Here is a 16437-nt window from a genome sequence, read left to right on the forward strand (position 1 = left end):
AAATTTGATTTAATTACCAAAAATACTCAGTGTAACTAGGAGGTTTTTTACTATGAAATGTACTCGGGTTCCACTGGCAGTAAGAATTGTAGTTCCCGTGATTGCAATTCTCTTGATTTTTACTTTTTTTCGCATATTGGACGCCTATCGATGGGCCAGGCGAGATAAAGAAAGTTACATGCTTCGTCTCTCCCACGAAACGGAGCAGTTCCGAACCCTTACCGAGGATCTCGAACGTCAGTATCTGGAGCTGGCCCTCACCCTAGCGGCCATGCCGGAGATCCAGAGGGCCGTGGCCGAGCGGGATCGGGAGAAGCTTCTCTCCATCGCCGGACCGCTTTCCCGGGAGATCAACCGGGGAAGGGCTTTTCCCCTCAAGATCCACTTCCATGTGCCGCCGGGGGTGAGTCTCCTTCGGGTCTGGAAACCGGACAAGTGGGGGGACGATATATCCGGATTTCGCAAGACGGTGGTTACCGCCCAGACCACCGGAAGGCCGGTCATGGGGATTGAGCCGGGCCGGGCGGGACTCGCCGTAAGGGGCGTAGTGCCGATCATCTATAAGGGACGGGTGGTGGGTAGCGTGGAAGTTTTCTCCAGTCTCACCGCGGTGGCCAGATCCCTGCGCAAAACCCTTAAGGTGGAAAACGCCCTCTTCTGGATCGAGACGGTCAAGGCCACGGTGATGACCGAGAGGGTGGGCCAACACCTGGGGCGGTTCAAGATCCTTCTTGCCGCACACCCCGAGGAGATGCGCCTGGTTAGCGAGGATCTCGTGGAAAAGGGCCTCAGTAAGAGCTTTACCCTGGAGAGGGAGGGACGTCTGCTTCTCGTTTCCCCGGTAAGAGACTACAGTGGGAAAGCCGTGGGGGTTTATGTACGTTTTATGGATCTGCGTCCGCTTCTGGGCAGACTTAAAAAGAACATCTTGCGAAGCGTGATTGAGACGGTGTTGATGCTGATTCTGGCCGCAGGGGTGGTAGTAGGTGCTATCTGGGTGGGGGTTTCCCGCCCCATGAGGGCTTTGCTTGAGGCCACCGAAAGGGTGAGCGGGGGGCGACTGGATGTCTCGGTGGCCGAAAGCGGCGCCTCGGAGATGTGTCGTCTAGCCGCGTCCCTGAATCGAATGATGGAAGCCTTCAGCAGTTTTGTCAGGGAAATGCAGAAACAGGCCGGGGATCTTTCCGCCATCGCCGAAGACACGGCCCGGCGGGCGGAGGAGGTCCAGGGCGGAAGCGAACGGGTCAAGGAAGAGGTAGCCCGGATGAGCGAGCTGACCCGGGCCGCCTCGCAGGGCATGGAGGACATCTCCAAGGCCCTGGATCAGTTCGCCGAGGCGGTGCAGGAGGTGGTGAGGGGTATCACCCAGACCTCTCAGGGGATGGAGGAGGTGCGAGGCCGGGTGCAGCTGGCCACGGAAAAGATCGGGCTGCTCGACGCCTCCTCCCAGAAGATCGGTGAGATGGTGGAGGTGATCGAGGCCATCGCCAACCAGACCAACCTGCTGGCCCTCAACGCCACCATCGAGGCGGCCCGGGCCGGGGAGGCCGGAAAGGGCTTCGCCGTGGTGGCCGGCGAGGTGAAGGAACTGGCCCGGCAGACCACCGAGGCCACGGACAACATCCGGCGCACGGTGGAGACCATCCGGGCCGAGGTGGAAGCCGCGGTGGGGGCGGTGAGGGATGTGGAGGAGATAGTGAACGGGGTGAGTGAACAGGCCGCTCACATCGCCGGCGCCGCCGAGGAGCAGACCGCGGTGCTGTCCGAGATTCGCACCAATGTGGAGGCCGGGCTCGAACGCTCCCGGGAGGTCTCCGCCGCGGCGGAAAGTGCCCGGGCCGTGGCCGAGGAGTTCCTAAGGATCGCCGAAAACATCCAGCGTTCGGCCCAGGAGTTGCGGGAAATCTCTACACGGATGAAGGAACACGCCGCCCGTTTCAGGGTATAGTCAGGGGGGCTGAAAGCCCCCCTTTTACTTCCTGTCCCCCCGCAGGAAGTCCTTAAAGACCGCCTCAGCGTTGTCCAGGGCGCAGAGCTCTCCGCACATGGAGCAGCGTTTGCCCTTCACGGAGCGGCGTTCCTCAATGAACCGCCGGGCCTCTTCCGGGAAGAGAAGGTGTTTGAGCTGTTCCGCCCAGTTAAGGTCTCGCCGGGCCTTGCTCACCAGTTTGTCTCGCCGGTCGGCCCGGCCCCGGAGCTTGACGGTATCTCCAATGTGGGCGGCCAGCCGCGCGGCCCGCACCCCCACCACCACATCCTCCTCGTTGGGAAGACCCAGGTGCTCGGCCGGGGTTACATAACAGATGAGGTCCGCCCCGTACCAGGCCGAAAGCGCCGCACCAACGGCCGCGGTGATGTGATCCTGGCTGGCTCCCACATCGCAGGGAAGAGGCCCCAGCATGTAGTGCGGGGCTCCCCCGCTCATCTTTTTGGCCAGCCGCACCGAGGTCTCGATTTCGTCAAGCGGCACATGCCCCGGGCCCTCCACCATGACCTGACAACCCGCCTCCCGGGCCCGCTCGGCCAGCTCGCAATTAATGAGAAGCTCGGCCACCTGGGCCCGATCCAGCGAGTCGTGGATGGCTCCGGCCCGCATCCCGTTTCCCAGGGAAAGCACGGTGTCGTACTTTTTGAGGATCCCCAACAGCCGATCGAACTCCTCGTAAAGAGGGTTCTCCCTCCCGTTTTTCACCATCCACTGGGCCATGAGGGCCCCGCCCTTGGAGACCAGCCCTCCGTAGCGGTATCCCTGGGCCTTGAGACGCTCCAGGGTGAAGAGGTTTATTCCGCAGTGGATGGCCATGAAGGCGATCCCGTCGGCGCACTGGCGTTCGATGAGCTCGAAGAGATATTCGGGATCGAGCCTGGCCGGATCGCCGTACTTCCGGAGGGTGTCGCAGAAGGCCTGGTAGAGGGGGACATTGCCCACGGGAAGGCTCACGCTCCCGATGATCTCCCGCCGGATGAGGTCGATGTCGCCGGCGGCGGAGAGTTCCATCAGGGTGTCAGCCCCGTGGGCCTCGGCCAGGCGGGCCTTGCGCTTCTCGAGCTCCAGATCGCAGAGGTCACTCGAGGTCCCGATGGAGGCGTTTACCTTGGTGCGCACCCCCTCGCCCACCGCCACCACCCGCCCGCTCTGGGGGGCCTTGATTAGCACGATGGTGCCTCTGGCCACCCCCTCGCGGATAAATTCCGGGCTCACGCCCTCGGCCTCGGCGGCCTTCCGGACGGCCTCGGTGATCTCTCCCCGGCGCGCCGCCTCAAGCTCGGTCATGCCTAAAGCTCCACCCCTTCCTCGGTGTACCTGGCCACCAGATCACCCACCTCGCTCGTGGTGTAGCCCATCTTGCCGGCCGACATACTTTTGAGGTGGTCCCGGCAGACCTTTATCACCGCGTTCTCGATGGCCCGGGCCGCCTCCTCCTCGCCCAAGTGCTCGAGCATCATCATTCCCGCGCATATGGCCGCAAGGGGATTGATCACATTCTTTCCGGTGTACTTCGGGGCGGAACCGCCGATGGGCTCGAACATAGAAACCCCCTGGGGATTGATGTTGCCTCCGGCGGCGATCCCCATACCGCCCTGGATCATGGCCCCGAGGTCGGTAATGATGTCCCCGAACATGTTGTCGGTAACGATCACATCGAACCACTCGGGATTCTTTACGAACCACATGCAGGTGGCGTCCACATGGGCGTAGTCTGCTTCGATGTCGGGATATTCCCGGGCCACCTCGTAAAAAGTCCGCTCCCAGAGGTCCCAGGCGTAGGTGAGCACATTGGTCTTGCCCACCAGGGTGACCTTCTTTTTCTTGTTACGCTTGCGGCAGTACTCGAAGGCGAACCGGATGCACCGCTCCACCCCGAAACGGGTGTTGATGGACTCCTGTATGGCCACCTCGTGGGGAGTGCCCTTGCGCAGGAATCCTCCGCCTCCGGCGTAAAGCCCCTCGGTGTTTTCCCGCACCACCACGAAGTCGATGTCCTCCGGCCCCTTGTCCTTAATGGGGGTCCAGACCCCGGGATAGAGCTTCACGGGCCGGAGGTTCACATATTGATCCAGCTCGAAGCGGATCCTGAGGAGAATCCCCTTCTCGAGGATCCCCGGCTTCACTTCCGGGTGCCCGATGGCCCCGAGGTAAATGGCGTCGTGCTTTTTGAGTTCCTCGATCCCGCCTTCGGGGATGGTCTCCCCGGTACGGAGGTAGCGCTCCCCACCCCAGTCGAAGTAGTTGAGTTCCAGGTCGAAACCGAAGCGGCCGGCCGCGGCCTGAAGGACCTTAACCCCCTCCCGGATAACCTCCGGACCGGTTCCGTCTCCGGGAATCACCGCTATCCTGTACCTTCGAGCCTCCGCCATCACGCACCCTCCCTCTAAAAAATTCGGAACTTACCTTTTACTACGCCTTACCTTCCCTTTCAACCACATCCGACCCCCCAAAAATAGGATCCGATCCTATTTTTGGGTAAGGGAGGCAGGGATCGTGAAATTTTTCATTAGAAAGAAAAGGGCTTGACTTAAGCGATTCTTCCGGGCTAGCATAGAAAGTGAAGATGGTTTTTCCCGCCTTATTGAGACCATTTTCACAAACCTTGACAACCCCTCCAAATCCCAATAAAAGGAGAGGCCTATGGACAAAGAACTGGTGAAGAGGTATGCCGAAAGGAATCCGGAGATACGGGAGCTTTTCGAAAGGCATCAGGCTCTGGAGAAGGAGCTTTCCGAGCTGGTGCGCAAGGCTTACCTGACCGCGGAGGAGGAGGTGCGGAAGAAGAGAATCCAGAAGGAGAAGCTGGCCCTTAAGGATCGGATTTACGAACTAATAAAACGGGAAGGAGGTTAGGCGGTGAGCAAGGTCATGACCGGGGCCCAGATGATCGTGGAGGCCCTGAAACGCGAAGGAGTGGAGGTGATTTTCGGTTATCCCGGGGGAGCGGTTATTGACATTTACGACGAACTGTACCGGACTCCGGAGATCAAGCATGTGCTCGTGCGTCACGAGCAGGGGGCGGCGCACGCGGCCGACGGATATGCCCGATCCACGGGTAAGGTGGGGGTGTGTCTGGTAACCTCCGGTCCCGGAGCCACCAACACCGTAACCGGGATCGCCACGGCCTACATGGACTCCATCCCCATGGTTATCCTCACCGGACAGGTGCCCACCAAACTCATCGGAAACGACGCCTTCCAGGAGGTGGACATCACCGGGATCACCCGTCCCTGCACCAAGCACAACTTCCTGGTGAAACGCACGGAGGATCTTCCGCGCATCCTCAAGGCCGCCTTTCACATAGCCCGCACTGGTCGTCCCGGCCCGGTGCTGGTGGACCTCCCCAAGGATGTCCAGCAGGGCAAGGCCGAATTCTACTGGCCGGAGGAGATCCGTCTGCGGAGTTACAATCCGGTTTACGATCCCCATCCCCGCCAGGTGGAAAAGGCCTACCGGTTGCTCGAGAGCTGCACCCGTCCGGTGGTGCTGGTGGGAGGCGGGGCCATCGCCTCCGGTGCGCACGAGGAGATCCGCGAACTGGCCGAACGCCTGCACCTTCCCGTCACCATGACCCTCATGGGGCTCGGGGGATTCCCGGGCACGCACCCCCAGTCCCTGGGCATGCTCGGCATGCACGGCACCTATTACGCCAACATGGCCGTGGCCAACAGCGACCTGATCCTGGCCGTGGGGGCCCGGTTCGACGACCGGGTTACCGGAAAGGTGGACGCCTTCGCCCCCATGGCCAAAATTATCCACATAGACATAGATCCCACCTCCATTCAGAAGAATGTTCGGGTGGATGTGCCCATCGTGGGCGACTGCAAGCGGGCCCTGGAAAAACTCCTCTCCGTGATAAAGGAGGTGGGGCGCCCGGAAAAGATCTGGCGCGAACAGTTCAAGGACTGGTGGGAACAGATCGAGATCTGGAAGAAACGCTATCCCCTGACCTACAAGCAGGAAGGGGACTACATCAAGCCTCAATTCGTGATCGAGAAGCTCTACGAGCTCACCCGGGGGGAGGCCATCGTGACCACCGAGGTGGGGCAGAATCAGATGTGGACGGCCCAGTACTACAAGTTCGACAAGCCCCGCACCCTCATCACCTCCGGAGGGCTCGGCACCATGGGCTTCGGATTCCCGGCGGCCATCGGGGCCCAGATGGGAAACCCCGACAAGACCGTCATTGACATAGCCGGCGACGGTTCCATCCAGATGAACATCCAGGAAATGGCCACGGCCATGGAGCAGGGCCTCCCCGTAAAGGTGATCATTCTGAACAACGGTTACCTGGGCATGGTCCGTCAGTGGCAGGAACTCTTCTACGAGCGCAGGTATTCGGCGGTGAAGTTCCAGGTCCTTCCGGATTTCGTGAAACTGGCCGAGGCTTACGGGGCCCTGGGGCTGAGGGCCACCCGGCCCGAGGAGGTGGAACCGGTCCTTAGGGAGGCCCTGGCCAGCGACCGGCTCACCCTGGTGGACATTCACATCGCCCCCGAGGAGGGCGTCTTCCCCATGGTTCCGGCCGGAAGGGCCACCACGGAAATGATCCTGGTGTAGGAGGCGAAAATGTCGGAAAAGAAACACACCCTTTCGGTGCTGGTGGAAAACACTCCGGGAGCGCTCGCCCGAATCGCGGGCCTTTTCAGCGGCCGTGGGTTCAACATCGATAGCCTGTGCGTGGCCGAAACCCTGGACCCCACCCTCTCCCATCTTACCCTGGTGACTCGCGGGGACGACCTGATCATTGAACAGATCATCAAGCAGCTCCGGCGGCTCATCGATGTCTACCGGGTGGTGGATGTGACCGAGGAGGGCGAATTCGTGGAGCGCGAAATGGCCCTCATCAAGGTGCGGGCCGAAAAGGAGACCCGGGCCGAGGTCCTCAGGATGTGCGACATCTTTCGGTGCAAGGTGGTGGATGTGAGCCCGCGCACCTATACCATTGAGGTGACCGGTCCGCAGAGCAAACTCCAGGCGGTGATCGAGCTATTGAAACCCCTCGGCATCAAGGAGATCGTGCGCACCGGGGTCATCGCGATGAAACGGGAGAAAAAGGCCCCCTGAAGGGAATCCCTCGGGTCCCTTGAAAACTTTTCAGGAAGGGGTATAGCTCTCCCGTAACTTTCCTCGCAAGGAGGATCGTCATGCTGAAACTGGACCCCCGGAAGCCCGAGCCCGGAGCGGAAGCCCTGGAGTGGTTCGAGGAGGCCTTTCGCCGCTGCGCGAGAAGAGTTCTCTTGGCCACCACCCTTGCCGGATCCGGACACCCGGGAGGCTCCCTATCCTCTCTGGGGCTTCTTCTTGCGGTGTACGCCCTGGCCAGGGTAAATCCCGAAAATCCCCGCCATCCGGAAAGGGACCGGGTGGTGGTAAGCCACGGTCACATCAGCCCGGGGGTTTACAGCGTGCTCTGCGAATACGGTTTCTTTCCGGAGGAGCCCTTCCTCCTGGAGTTTCGCCGGGCCGGTTCGGCCTTCGCCGGGCATGTGGAACAGGCCGTCCCCGGGGTGGAGTGGAACACGGGCAATCTGGGGCAGGGGTTGTCGGCGGCCTGCGGCATGGCCCGGGCCCTCAAACTCAAGGGGATCCCGGCCCGGGTCTTCTGTCTCATGGGAGACGGGGAACAACAGAAGGGCCAGGTCATCGAGGCCCGGCGCTGGGCGGTCAAGTTCGGGCTGGACAACCTCTGCGTCCTCATCGACTACAACCGTCTCCAGATCGGGGGGGACACCTACCAGGTCATGCCCCAGGACCTCGTGGCCGAGATAGAGGCCACCGGATGGAATGTGCTCGAGGTGAACGGTCACGACTTTGCGGCACTCTACCGGGCGCTCAGGCGTTTCGTCCTGGGAGAGGTGCCGCTTCCGGGACGACCGGTGGCCATCGTGGCTCACACGGTCATGGGGCACGGAATCTCCTTCATGGAAAACGACGCCAAATGGCACGGGGCCCCGCTTCCCCCGGACCTGTGTCGGAAGGCGCTTTCCGAGCTGGGCTTTGATCCCGGAGAACTCGATGGCTGGATGGAAAAGCGCCGGAGCGCCGGCGTCTCCTTCCCTCACCAGCCGCACGAGCCGGAACCCGTGGAGATAGACCCCGGCGAGCCCGTGCTCTACGATCCGGATACCCGTACCGATTGCCGTTCCGCCTACGGAAAGGCCCTTCGGGATCTTGCCGAGCGCAACAACCTCCCCGGAAAACCCCCGAGGGTCCTGGGGCTCACCTGCGATCTCGAGGGTTCGGTCAAAATGACCGCCTTTCGCAAACACTCCCCCCGGGCCTTTCACGAATCCGGAATCCAGGAGCATCACACCGCCGCCGCGGCCGGAGCCCTCTCCAAGGAAGGGTTCCTGGTCTTCTTTTCCACCTTCGGGGTCTTCGGGGTGGACGAGGTTTACAATCAACTGCGCCTGAACGCCCTTAACCGCACCGCCCTGAAGGTAGTCTGCACCCACCTGGGGGCCGATGTGGGAGAGGACGGCCCCACCCACCAGTGCGTGGACTATCTGGGACTTCTCCTGAGCCTCAAGGACTTCGAGATCTATCTCCCGGCGGATCCCAATCAGACCGACCGGATCATCCGTTTCGTGGCCAACCGCCCGGGCAATGTCTTCGTGGGTATGGGACGCTCCAAGGTGCCGGTGATCACCGACGAAGATGGGCGTCCCTTTTTCGGGAGGGACTATCGTTTCGAGCCCGGCCGGGCGGACTGGCTCCGCCGCGGGGAGCACGGCACCTTCGTGACCTGCGGGGTCATGGTGCACCGGTGTCTTGCGGCCAGGGAGATCCTTCGCGAAAAGGGAATCTCGGTGGGGGTCCTCAACATAGCCTCGGTGCGCCCCTTTCCGCGGGAGGACCTTCTGGCCGCGGCGGAGATCGGCCCCATAGTGGTGGTGGAGGATCACCTGGTGGAAAACGGCCTCGGGGCCCTCTGTGCCCGGATTCTCGCCCTTTCCGGAAAAACGGTCCCCCTGAGTCTCAAGGGCCTTACGGAGTATCCCACCTCGGGCAAACCCGACGAGATCTTCGCCCGGGCCGGTCTCACCCCTGAGGACCTTTCCGCCGAAATGGAGGTTCTCCTGAGGCGACCGTGAGCCAGGGACTCCCCGAAGAGGATCAGAACCTCCCCCTCACCGCCCATCTCATCGAACTGCGCGAGCGGTTGATAAAAAGCCTTCTGGCCTGGCTCGCGGCCTCGGCGATCTGCTACTGGCAGCTGGACCCCCTGCTGAACTTCCTGTTAGAACCGCTCCGGACGGTTCTGCCCGAAGGGCAGCGGATCATCTTTATCGCCTATCAGGAGGCCTTCTTCACCTACCTCAAGGTGGCCCTCATCTGCGGGGCGGTGCTGGCCAGCCCGGTGATCATCTATCAGGCCTGGAGATTCGTGGCCCCGGGGCTCTACGCCCACGAAAAACGCTTCGCCCGTCCCCTGATCCTCTTCTCGTGTCTGGCCTTTCTCGGGGGTGCGGCCTTCGCCTACTTCCTGGTCTTTCCCAAGGCCTTCCGTTTTCTGGCCGGTTTCGGGGGGGATCTTCTGGAGTTTAAACCCGTGTTCCGGGATTATGTGAGTTTTGCCGTGAGGATGCTCGCCGTCTTCGGACTCTGTTTCGAGATCCCCGTGGCCCTGGCCGTGGCCGGAAAGCTGGGCCTTACGCGGGCGAGCACCCTTTCCCGGGGCCGTCCCTACGCCATCGTGGCGGCCTTCGTCGTGGCCGCCATCCTCACCCCCACCCCGGATGTGGTCAACCAGCTCTTCCTGGCCATCCCCCTGGTCCTCCTTTACGAGGTAAGCATCCTCGTGGTATGGTTACTTGAACCCAAAAGTTAAAAGGAGGTCCTCCCATGTTCGGACTGGGTACCCAGGAACTTCTGGTTATCCTCTTCCTGGCCTTTCTCCTCTTCGGGGCCAAACGGCTTCCGGAGATCGGAGCCGGGCTGGGCAAGGGCATTCGTTCCTTCAAACAGGCCCTGCGGGAGGCCGAAGTGGAAGAGGAGGTGGAAAAACTCGAGAAGACCGAGACGGTTAAGGCCCAGCAGACCTAAATGCGGGCCTTCGTGCTCTGCGCCGGCCGGGGGGAGCGTCTCCGGCCTTATACGGACTACCTGCCCAAACCTCTTCTTCCCGTACAGGGGAAACCCCTGCTCTCCATAATCCTGGAAAACCTCATCGCTCAGGGATTTCACATCATCGGCCTCAACGCCTGGCACCTCAAGGAGAAGATCCTGGCCTTTGCGGAAGCCTTCAGGCGAAACCACCCCGGAACTCACCTCCGTATCTTCGTGGAGCCCGAGCTTCTCGGCACCTGCGGGGCTATGCGTTACGCCTCCTCCTTTTTCACCGAGCCCACGCTGGTGATCAACGGGGACATCCTCACCAACTTTCCCTTCCGGGTGGTCTACGAGGCCTTTTTCCGCCAGAGGCAGCCCTGCCTCATGTTCTGTCACCGGCGGGCGGGGCTGAACCGGGTGCGGGTGAGGGAGGGACGGGTGGTGGGTTTCGGTGAGGATTCCCCGGAGGGCTACGCCTACACCGGCATTCAGGTGGTCTCCCCGGAGTGGGTTAGGGGCCTTCCCCCGGAAAGGGAACTGGTGCCGGCTTACGAGAGACTCATCGCCCGGGGGCTCTTTCCCGGGGCCTTCGTGGCCGCCGGATTTTACTGGCAGGACATAGGCACCCCGGAAACCTATCGCCAGGCCCTGGAGGATCTGCGCTCCGGCGTGATGGTGCCCTTTGCCCCGGGACCATGATTCCCCTTTCCGAGTTGCGCGAGCTGATAAGGACCTGGTGGGGCCTGCGGATAGACGAGATAGAGCCGCTTGCCGGAGACGGTTCGGCCCGCAGGTTTTTCCGGCTCAAACTTTCCGGAGGAGAGACCCTGATCCTGATCTGGCCCCAGCCGGGCGACCCGGGCCGGCGCGAGGCCCGGAGCTATTACCGCCTGGGGCTCTTCTTCCGGGCACACGGCATACCGGTTCCGGAGATACTGGCCTTTCGGGAACCGGAAGGGGTGCTACTGGTGGAGGATCTGGGAAACACCCGGCTTTCCGAACACCCGGAACGGGAACGCCTTTATCCCCGGGTGATCCACCTCCTGGTAAGGATGCAGGAGCTTGCCCCCTACTTTCCCCGGGAGGCGGTCCTGGAAACCCTCCACTACGACGAGGGAGTCGTGTGGGAAAGAGAGGTCCTCTACTTTGAGGAATGGTACCTCTGGAAACGCCTGGGGCGCAGGTGGCTCCCGCAGGAAAGGGCGCTCTGGAAGACCTTCGTAAAAGACGGCCTTTCCGCTTTTACGGACACCGTGGTGCTTCACCGGGACTTTCAATCGCGAAACATCATGGTAAGGGGAGATCGGGTGTACCTGATCGACTTTCAGTCCGCTCGCCTGGGCCCCCCTTCCTACGATCTCGCCGCCTTACTCTACGATCCCTACGGGAGGAAAATTCCACGGGATTGCCTGCTCGATCTATATCTGAACCTTTCCGGTCGAACAAGGAAGCCGATAGAAAGGGAATTACATTACACCGGTATTTTCAGGCTCATGCAGGCCCTGGGGGCCTTCAGCAAATTGAGTTACCTGGGAAAGAAATGGTTCGAGCCCTTCATCCCCGTAGCCCTAAAACGATTATGGTCCCTTCTTCCTCCACCTCTCCGCCGGACCCTCCCCCCCTGAACAACTTCCGGATATTCCTCCGGAGTTCAAAATCCTCTTCTACTCAAAGCGCGAAACAAAATCTTCTGATTTAAATTTTTAGTCCTAACTATAGAACCTAAGTCACAGTTCATGAAAACTCGGATCCTATTCACATTACGGAAAATGAATTCACATATTGTTAGGTGTGTCATATTAACAAAAGTGAAATAAAACTCAAATACGGCTCGAAAATTCATTTTTGATCTAATAATAGATCAAAAATGAATTGACCAATCAAGGTTCATTATCGATAATAAGATGTCCGGTGAAGGAAATGAGTCTCTTCTTCCAGCAATTAAACTCCGTATCCAAGTGGTCCGTACTTTTCATCGTTTACTATAACCCCGGTCTTTCCGGGAGGAAGATCTCCTACCTTTCGGGAATGGGCTGGGTTCCGGTCAGGAATTCCCTGGAGGACCTCTGTCGCAGAAACTTCCTGATCCGCAAAAAGAAGGGACGGGCCTACACTTATTATCCCAACAAGCACCACATTCTCTACCCCCTCCTGAAAGAATTCTTCCAACGCCTGGATCGCGTTCACGAGATCCTGTTTGAGGACCTGCGGAGGGAACTTTTCGGTCCCCACGAGGAGGAACTTCTGGCCCTGAAGCTCACCCCCTCCACCCTCTACCTCATCACCCGGTCCCGGGCGGATCACCTTCTCTCCGGAGTGCGAAAGCATCTGCATCAGCGAGGGCTAGATTTCCTCAGACTGGAGATACTATCTTTTGAGGAACTCACCACCGAAGAAAAACGGTGTGAAATAAAAAGACTTCCCGGACGCAGCTGCGGAATTCCCCTCTTTCAGCTCATGGACCTCCTCTGAGGTCCGGGGCCGGTCTCCCGATGTAGTATCCCTGGGCGTAATCCACCCCCTGACGGGACAGCTCCTCGAGCAGGCGTTCGTCCTCCACGAACTCGGCCACTATGCGTATGCCCAGCACCCGGGCCAGGGTAACCGCCCCGGCCACGAAGGCCCGGTCTATTTCATGGTGCAGCATGGAGCGCACGAACTCCCCTTCTATCTTTACGAAGTCCACGGGAAGGTACTTCAGGTAGCGGTAGGAGGAAAATCCCGAACCGAAGTCGTCCAGGGCCAGCCGGACGCCCCACTCTCTCAGCTCGGCCACGGCCATCTCCAGGGCGGAAAAATCCCGCACCGACTCCCTTTCCGTAAGCTCCACCACTATTCGCTCCGCGGGAAAACCGTACCTTTCCAGAAGATCACACAGCCAGTCCCGAAACTCCTCGCGGACGAAGGTGGAAGGAGAGAGGTTGAAAAAGAGGAGGTGATCTCCGGAGACCCGGGAGGCCTTCTCCACCGCCTTTTCCCAAAGAAGTTTTTCCAGCTGGAAGATCAGGCCCAGGCGTTCGGCGGCGGGGATGAAGCGGGCCGCAGGATGCACCTCTCCGCCGGCATCCACGATGCGCATCAGCACCTCGTAGGCCACTATCCTCCGGCTCCGGAGGTCCATGATGGGCTGAAAGAAGGGGACCACCCGCCCCCTTTCCACCGCCTCCAGAAGCAGGGCCAGTCGTTCCCGGTGGTCGCTCATGGTAGCATTAAGATCCTCGGAAGAGGGAACCGCAACCCGCCCCTTGCCCTGGGTCTTGGCCCTCAGCATGGCCCGGTCGGCCACGGAAACCAGGTCTTCCGGATCGCGAGCGTGATCCGGGAAAAGGGCCATCCCCACGGAACAGGATAGGGGGACCCCCTTTCCGTCAGGCGTGGAAAGAGAGCAGGTGCGAAGGTCCCTTAGAAGGCGTTCCGCGATCCTGACGGCTTCCTGAAGATTCGCGTAGGGAAGCAGGATCAGAAACTCGTCCCCTCCGTAGCGGGCCACTAGATCGCCGCGACGGAGGTGGCTCTGGAGAAAACAGGCCACCTGCCGGAGAAGCCTATCCCCGTATTCGTGACCGTAAAGGTCGTTGACCAGTTTGAGGTTGTCCACATCCAGAAAGAGCACCGCAAAGGGATACCGCCTGCGCCGCGCTCTTTCCACCTCCGCCTGAAGGATGTCCAGAAAGGCCCTTCGATTGTAAAGACCGGTCAGGGGATCCCGGGTGGCGTAAAATTCCAGATCCTTGGTGTAGACCTCGATGGCCTTTACCGAAAGGGAAAGATTGAGAAGGACGGTGAGGGTGCTTTCCAGCGAAAGAAGTGCGCTCTCGCTGAGCCCGTGTTCGGTCCGGATTCCCACACCCACCGCAGCCCCCAGGGAGGGACTTTCCAGCTGAATGACCTTACAGAGCTGAGAGACATCCGAAGGACCGGAAGGAAACTTTTCTTTCCCCGAGGGGGAATTTAGGGGCTCGAAACGAACCTCCCGGATCTCCCCCGCGGAAGGAATCCCTCGCCCCAGGGCCCGTTGAATGAGGTCCTCGATTTCTCCGGGAGGAGGTTCCTGAGGAGACCGACCGTAAAACACCAGGACCTTCCAGCCTCCGTTTTCCCGGAAAGCCACGAAAAAGTAAAGAAAAGGGAAAATCTGGCGAAAGTTCTCGACGAGTCTGCGGAATACATCCTTCCACTCCCGCAGCAATCTGGGCGTAAGAACCAGCCTTTCCGTGAGTTCCAGTTCCAGCTCCAGCACCTGCTTGTCCACAGCCAGTTCCCGCAAACGATCCACCATACTCCTGAGAGGTGCGGCTATGCGGTTGAGATAATCCACTCCGAAGTCCACCTCCTCGAGAACGGCCTGGGTAAGGTCGTCCAGACTGTTTACCCTGCGCATGGCCTCCTCGAGTCTGGCAAGGCCGCGACTGAAGTGTTTTTCCAGGCAGGCGAAGGCCCCCACCAGAGCCAGGAGAGGAAGCAGAAGGAAGAGAAAGAGCAGGCCCCATATCCCGGCTCGGGAATGGGGAAGCATCAGAAAGTGCAGGGCGAGGGTGGCTCCGGTGGAGGCCAGCGCCAGACTCAACAGAAGCCCTATCCAGGGCAGATGACGGCGAGGAACGGTTATCCGCACTTATCTCACCCGGTACTCGTTCACCTCTTTCTGAAGGAGGGTGGCCGTGCGGGCCAGATCCTCCGAGCCCTGTTTCATGTCCTCGGTGGCCTGTTCGGCCTCCTCGGTGCGGCGACGCAGTTCCTCGGCAATTCGATCCAGGGTTCCCATACGCTCCGAGATTTCGTTCAGGGTCTGGGCCACCTCCGAGATGACCGCGGTCTGCTCCTCCACGGCGCTGGCCACCCCCACGGTGCGCTCCCTGGTGCGGGAGATACTCTCAAGAAGCTGACTCATGTTGTTTTCCATTTCCTCGCCCCGGGAAATGAGGGCCTGCACCCGATCGCTTATTTCCCCGGCCGAGTCCGCGGAGCTCTTGGAAAGCTCCTTCACCTCGTTGGCCACCACGGCGAATCCCTTTCCGGCCTCCCCGGCCCGGGCCGCCTCGATGGTGGCGTTGAGGGCCAGTAGCTTGGTCTGCTCGGCGATGTTCTGGATGAGATCCGCGGAGGCGGAGATGTTCCGGATCTCCCCGGTAAGAAGTTTAAGGACCTCGCTTGCGGCCTTGACCTGTTCGTTGGCGTGATCGGACTCTTGGGAGGTCTCGGTGGCGTTCCGGGAGATCTCGTTCACCGCCTCGGTGAGCTGATTGAGCGAATTCTGGATCTCGGAGATCTGCCCCTTCAGGCGTTCGGTGTATTCCAGGAGATCCTTCACATTGGTGAAGGCCTGGCGGGTGTGTTCCACATTCTGGGCCACCACCGCGGAAAACTCCTCGGAGGCGGAGGAGATGTGGCCGATGCCCTCCTGGATGCGGGAGAGGAAGTCGCGCAGGTTGGAAACCACCTGATTCATGGCCCGCCCCACCATGTGGATTTCGTTGGCGGACCTTTCCGGGAGGTCCACGGTGACGGTGAGATCCTTCCGGCTTACCCGCTCGGCCACCGCGAGCAACTGCCTCGCCTCCTCCCGCAGGAGACCGGATATCCAGAGAATAACGAGGGAGGCCAGAATCAGGGAAACCACGAAGATTGCGGCGTTCTGAACGACGATCTTCCGGCCCAGGGACTTCTGCAACTCAAGGGTGCGATCCAGGTTCCGGTAGCGCGAGGCCATCATGCTCCGGGCCAGTTCGTAAGCCCGGGCCTCCCGGGCGTTCAGCCCGGAAAGGAGATTCCTGAGTTCCGGGGAGAGGTTCACCTCCGAGGTCAGGATGAGCTCCCGTCCTCGCTCGAGCTCCCTCTCCAGGTCGGAGATCAGTTCCCGCAACTTACGGGCGTTCCGGAGGATAGTTTCGTCCCCGCGCTCCCGGGCCAGCTTTTCGGTGCGGGCTATCTCCCGCCGGGTGCGGGCCAGTTCCTCGCGCACCGCGGAAAGGTAGTCCGGATTCCGGGTCAGTACGGCCATGAGGAAGTTGCCCCTGACCCGGCCGAAGGCGCTGAGGGTCTTCTCCCCGGCCTCGAGGATGGGCCAGTCGTATTCCCTGACCTCCCTGGCCACCCCTCGCAGCTGATCGAGCCTTACCCAGGAGATGGCAAACCCCGCGGCCCAGAAAAGGGCCACCACCCCGGCCAGAAGGAAGAGAAAACTCCGCAAACTAAAACAGGTGAAACAACGCCCCCTGCCCTTACCCATACTCCGGTTCCTCCTTGGTCTATTTTTAGATCATGCTACCAAATTTATGAATGTTCGCAACTTCTATATAGACTTTTTTGGACAAAATGTCAAAAAAAAAAAAAAAAAAAAAAAAAAAAAAAAAAAAAAAAAAAAAAAAAAAAAAAAAAAAAAAAAAAAAAAA

General features: G+C 60.2%; 14 protein-coding genes. 10 read left to right on the top strand and 4 right to left on the bottom strand.

The features are described from left to right. The first annotated feature begins 178 nt into the window (after nt 1-178). The gene (locus K3767_RS08255) at nt 179-1948 is read left to right on the top strand and encodes a methyl-accepting chemotaxis protein (RefSeq protein WP_221173092.1); all 1770 of its coding nucleotides are present in this window, start codon (nt 179-181) and stop codon (nt 1946-1948) included. Nucleotides 1949-1972: 24 nt separating this feature from the next. On the opposite strand, the gene thiC is transcribed toward K3767_RS08255, so the two are convergent. Both thiC and K3767_RS08265 read right to left on the bottom strand, forming a co-directional pair. Further along, nucleotides 1973-3274, bottom strand: coding sequence for a phosphomethylpyrimidine synthase ThiC (thiC, locus tag K3767_RS08260; RefSeq protein ID WP_221173093.1), 1302 nt, complete (start codon nt 3272-3274; stop codon nt 1973-1975). Nucleotides 3275-3276: 2 nt separating this feature from the next. Further along, entirely contained in the window at nt 3277-4359 is a 1083-nt protein-coding gene (locus K3767_RS08265) for a 3-isopropylmalate dehydrogenase (RefSeq protein ID WP_221173094.1), read from the bottom strand. Nucleotides 4360-4630: 271 nt separating this feature from the next. Between K3767_RS08265 and K3767_RS08270 the strand changes: the two genes are divergently transcribed. The 9 genes from K3767_RS08270 to K3767_RS08310 all read left to right on the top strand — a co-directional run bounded on the left by K3767_RS08270 (nt 4631) and on the right by K3767_RS08310 (nt 12517). After that, entirely contained in the window at nt 4631-4843 is a 213-nt protein-coding gene (locus tag K3767_RS08270) for a YdcH family protein (protein WP_221173095.1), read from the top strand. A gap of 15 nt (nt 4844-4858) precedes the next feature. Continuing rightward, nucleotides 4859-6550 (top strand): biosynthetic-type acetolactate synthase large subunit, encoded by a 1692-nt coding sequence (gene ilvB / locus K3767_RS08275; RefSeq protein WP_221173125.1) that lies wholly within the window; start codon nt 4859-4861, stop codon nt 6548-6550. 9 nt (nt 6551-6559) lie between these two features. Next, nucleotides 6560-7057 (top strand): acetolactate synthase small subunit, encoded by a 498-nt coding sequence (gene ilvN, locus K3767_RS08280; protein ID WP_221173096.1) that lies wholly within the window; start codon nt 6560-6562, stop codon nt 7055-7057. Between the two features lie 80 nt (nt 7058-7137). Further along, entirely contained in the window at nt 7138-9087 is a 1950-nt protein-coding gene (locus K3767_RS08285; RefSeq protein ID WP_221173097.1) for a transketolase, read from the top strand. Further along, nucleotides 9084-9824 carry a twin-arginine translocase subunit TatC gene (gene tatC / locus K3767_RS08290; RefSeq protein ID WP_221173098.1) on the top strand — a complete coding sequence of 247 codons (741 nt, stop codon included), beginning with the start codon at nt 9084-9086 and terminating at the stop codon, nt 9822-9824. The genes K3767_RS08285 and tatC overlap by 4 nt, the downstream gene beginning before the upstream one ends. 14 nt (nt 9825-9838) lie before the next feature. Beyond that, on the top strand, nt 9839-10039 hold the full coding sequence (locus K3767_RS08295) for a twin-arginine translocase TatA/TatE family subunit (protein WP_221173099.1): 201 nt from the start codon (nt 9839-9841) through the stop codon (nt 10037-10039). Then, nucleotides 10040-10744, top strand: a complete 705-nt coding sequence (locus K3767_RS08300) for a sugar phosphate nucleotidyltransferase (RefSeq protein ID WP_221173100.1) — start codon at nt 10040-10042, stop codon at nt 10742-10744. Next, complete coding sequence (locus K3767_RS08305; RefSeq protein ID WP_221173101.1) at nt 10741-11670, top strand: aminoglycoside phosphotransferase family protein; 930 nt, start codon at nt 10741-10743, stop codon at nt 11668-11670. The genes K3767_RS08300 and K3767_RS08305 overlap by 4 nt, the downstream gene beginning before the upstream one ends. A gap of 295 nt (nt 11671-11965) precedes the next feature. Continuing rightward, nucleotides 11966-12517 (top strand): hypothetical protein, encoded by a 552-nt coding sequence (locus K3767_RS08310; RefSeq protein WP_221173102.1) that lies wholly within the window; start codon nt 11966-11968, stop codon nt 12515-12517. On the opposite strand, the gene K3767_RS08315 is transcribed toward K3767_RS08310, so the two are convergent. Both K3767_RS08315 and K3767_RS08320 read right to left on the bottom strand, forming a co-directional pair. Continuing rightward, nucleotides 12501-14660, bottom strand: a complete 2160-nt coding sequence (locus K3767_RS08315) for a bifunctional diguanylate cyclase/phosphodiesterase (protein WP_221173103.1) — start codon at nt 14658-14660, stop codon at nt 12501-12503. The genes K3767_RS08310 and K3767_RS08315 overlap by 17 nt on opposite strands. Next, the gene (locus K3767_RS08320; RefSeq protein ID WP_221173104.1) at nt 14661-16274 is read right to left on the bottom strand and encodes a methyl-accepting chemotaxis protein; all 1614 of its coding nucleotides are present in this window, start codon (nt 16272-16274) and stop codon (nt 14661-14663) included. Between the last annotated feature and the right edge of the window lie 163 nt (nt 16275-16437).

This window comes from Thermosulfurimonas sp. F29 (assembly GCF_019688735.1).
Taxonomy (GTDB): domain Bacteria; phylum Desulfobacterota; class Thermodesulfobacteria; order Thermodesulfobacteriales; family Thermodesulfobacteriaceae; genus Thermosulfurimonas_A.